Source organism: Bradyrhizobium sp., assembly GCF_019242285.1.
In the GTDB taxonomy this organism is placed as follows: domain Bacteria; phylum Pseudomonadota; class Alphaproteobacteria; order Rhizobiales; family Xanthobacteraceae; genus Bradyrhizobium.
This window is the reverse complement of sequence record NZ_JAFAVV010000333.1, coordinates 1-2839: the sequence shown is the minus strand read 5'-3', so window position 1 is coordinate 2839 and position 2839 is coordinate 1. Positions and strand designations below refer to the sequence as shown.

General features: G+C 66.2%; 4 protein-coding genes and 1 pseudogene. 1 reads left to right on the top strand and 4 read right to left on the bottom strand.

All coding sequences use genetic code 11. The features are described from left to right. The 4 genes from JOY90_RS13100 to JOY90_RS13090 form a co-directional block, all read right to left on the bottom strand. A partial coding sequence (locus tag JOY90_RS13100) for an NAD(P)/FAD-dependent oxidoreductase (RefSeq protein ID WP_291691549.1) occupies nt 1-473 on the bottom strand: 473 nt, incomplete at its 3' end. A gap of 41 nt (nt 474-514) precedes the next feature. Beyond that, nucleotides 515-739 (bottom strand): hypothetical protein, encoded by a 225-nt coding sequence (locus tag JOY90_RS13095; protein WP_291691548.1) that lies wholly within the window; start codon nt 737-739, stop codon nt 515-517. Further along, nucleotides 705-935: a PIN domain-containing protein gene (locus JOY90_RS40120; RefSeq protein ID WP_367276922.1), complete on the bottom strand. Its 231-nt coding sequence runs from the start codon at nt 933-935 to the stop codon at nt 705-707. Before JOY90_RS40120 ends, JOY90_RS13095 begins: the two co-directional genes overlap by 35 nt. Next, nucleotides 916-1176 carry a hypothetical protein gene (locus tag JOY90_RS13090; RefSeq protein WP_291691547.1) on the bottom strand — a complete coding sequence of 87 codons (261 nt, stop codon included), beginning with the start codon at nt 1174-1176 and terminating at the stop codon, nt 916-918. The genes JOY90_RS40120 and JOY90_RS13090 overlap by 20 nt, the downstream gene beginning before the upstream one ends. Nucleotides 1177-1435: 259 nt before the next feature. Here JOY90_RS13090 and JOY90_RS13085 point away from each other — a divergent pair. Then, nucleotides 1436-2839 (top strand): annotated as a pseudogene (locus JOY90_RS13085) (class I SAM-dependent methyltransferase); the annotation flags it as partial.

The following is a 2839-nucleotide window of genomic DNA, read 5'->3' as shown; positions in this document are numbered from 1 at the left end:
TTGAGGGATTCGCGGATCGCGCGCGCGCCAAATCCTTCGACCAGGTTCGGCGGCGCGCGCAGCACGAAGCCGCGCAGCACGTCGGCGATCGCCTCGAGCTCGCGCGAGAAGGTCCCGATCGCCTCGGCATCCCCTGCGCTCAGCCTGGCGACGGAGTTGCGGGTGCGTCCTTCGCCGGTGAGCAGGTAATTGCCGTCGGAGGACGGCAAGAAATTCTGCGCCCGCCGCTCGACGATCTTCAGGCCGAAATCGGCGAGCCTGAGGTCGGCGATCACCTGCGGGTTGAGCAGGCTCACGGTATAGGCCGCGACCGAGTTGCGGAAGCCGGGACGGAACTCCTCGGTCACGGCGGCGCCGCCGACCACCGCGCGGCGCTCGACCAGCTTCACGCGCAGCCCCGCCATCGCGAGATAGGCTGCGCAAGTGAGGCCGTTATGGCCCGCGCCGATGATGACGACGTCGGTCTCTGTCATGCCTTTTCACGAAACGAGAAACTAATGTGCGATTTGGATCGCTACTGTGGCGCAGGGCGGATGACAGGCAAGGAAGTCCTGCCATGTTTTCGATAAACCAGAAAGTCAGAATCCAGTGTCAGCACGAAATGGCGATCGTGAATCTCCGACATGATAACGATGCATGCGTCGGCCAGCGACATCGGCATGTCCCTGTACTTTCGAAGCAACTTGCGCAATCCGTCGACATGCTCACCGACGCGGAACGTGACGGTGAGCGGCGCCATTCTGGATGAGTTCGAGAACCGCGTCCTGCGCGTTCGGGTAGCGCGCCAGCAAGTACATCGCCTCGGCGAGCACCGGCTCACAGACGAGGAGAGGGGCGTCAAGCTCCTCCAAGCGCTCAGTGACCCATGCATGGTGTCGTTCCGCCCGGTCGAAGAGGGCGACGAGAGGGCCGGTATCAACGATGGCTACGGTCATGGCGGCCGAAGCCCGCAAGATGCTCGGTATTCGAAGCGAGGTCGGTAACTCCGGAGTCGATCATGCCGCGGGCCCGCTTGGTCAGTCCGGCAAGGCTGTTTGGGCGGCGCGTCTTGGGCTGGGCCTCGAGGGCGAGGCGCAGTCCCTCCTCCACGAGGTCCCGAAGCCTGCGGCCGCGCAACGCTGCTTCCGCCTTGGCGCGCCGATAAAGCTCATCGGGAAGTTCGATGGTGGTCTTCATGCAGGAGCCTCGCTGGGTCACGCGACCGTAAAACCATATTTATGGCTGTCGGTGCTGCCGATCAATGCTTCTCGTGGGGCGCGAAAGCGGTAAGTCTGCAATCCTGCGCGTGGCTGCGGTCGATCGATTTCGCCCGCATCGATGACCGAACCGTCGCGCTCCGGGCAGGCCTTCAAATCCGCGGCACTCGATTGCCCCCACCGCCGCCATGTGCTCCATTGCGGCCCCCGGCGCCCGCCGGGTTGTTGCCGGAGTTTCCATGCTTTTGTCCGCAACCGCCGCTGCCACGGACGAGTCGTTCGTCGCGAGGAACCGGCTGATCCTCGCCGTCTACACCACCGCGATCTTCGTCAGCGCGTTGCTGCTGTTCGCCGTGCAGCCGCTGTTCACCAAGATGGTGCTGCCGCGGCTCGGCGGCTCGCCGGCGGTGTGGTCGGTGGCGATGGTGTTCTTTCAGACGCTGCTGCTCGCCGGCTACGCCTACGCCCATTTCCTGATGCGGATCAGGAACCGCACCGTGCCCGTCATCATCCATCTGGTGCTGCTGGTGGCGGCGTTGTTGACGCTGCCGCTGTCGATTGCGAGCGGCTGGGGCGAGCCGCCGACCTCGGGCTATGCGCCGTGGCTGCTCGGCCTGTTCCTGGTCTCGATCGGGCTGCCATTCTTCGCGCTCGCCGCCAACAATCCGCTGCTGCAGGCCTGGTTCGTCCGCACCGGCCATCCCGACGGGTCCGATCCCTATTTTCTCTACGCCTCCTCCAACATCGGCAGCTTTCTCGCGCTGCTGTCCTACCCGGTGCTGCTGGAGCCGATGTTCAGCCTGCATACCCAGAACCTGATGTGGACCGGCGGCTATGGCCTGCTCGTGATCCTGATCGCGGCCTGCGGCGCGCTCTTGCTCCGGTCGCCGGAGCAATCCGCCGCCGATCCGCGAGCCGAGGCCACCGCGTCGCCGGCGCCGCCCCCGAGCTTGCGGGCGCGCTGGATCTTTCTCGCCGCGGTGCCGTCGGGACTTCTGATCGCGGTGACCGCGCATATCTCGACCGACGTCGCCGCCGCGCCGCTTCTGTGGGTGCTGCCGCTGTCGCTGTATCTCCTGACCTGGGTGCTGGTGTTCCAGTCGCGACCGTTGTTGCCGCACAGATGGATGCTGTTCCTGCAACCGGCGGCGATTGCCGGCGTGGTGGTGCTGCTCGCGGTCGGCGGCGAGCAGAACCTGCTGCTGACGCTGGGTGGCCACCTCGTCTGCTTCTTCGTCATCGCGATGGCCTGCCATGGCGAATTGGCGCGCACCCGGCCGGCGTCGAAATACCTCACCGGCTTCTATGTCGCGCTCTCGTTCGGCGGCATGACCGGCGGCTTGTTCGCCGGGCTGATCTCGCCCTTCGTGTTCTCCTGGATCGCCGAATACCCGATCCTGGTGGCGCTGGCGGCGCTGTGCCGCCCGACCGACGAGGCGGAGCGGCTGCCGCGCTGGAGCCCGTGGTACTGGCCGCTCCTCGCCGCGCTCGCGGTTGCGCTGATCGTGCCGGCCTATTCGGCGGGCAAGGTGACCGCCTGGCTGCAGGAGCATCGGGTCTGGGCTGCCGGCGCGGTCGGCGTGCTGGCGGTCGCGGTGACGCTGCTGCTGCGTGCCGGGCGCTGGAAGATATTCGCGACCGTC

Bases quoted from the DNA above. Each gene is read 5' to 3' on its own strand.
- JOY90_RS13095 (WP_291691548.1), bottom strand. From the start codon at position 739: ATGGCGCCGCTCACCGTCACGTTCCGCGTCGGTGAGCATGTCGACGGA.
- JOY90_RS40120 (WP_367276922.1), bottom strand. From the start codon at position 935: ATGACCGTAGCCATCGTTGATACCGGCCCTCTCGTCGCCCTCTTCGAC.
- JOY90_RS13090 (WP_291691547.1), bottom strand. From the start codon at position 1,176: ATGAAGACCACCATCGAACTTCCCGATGAGCTTTATCGGCGCGCCAAG.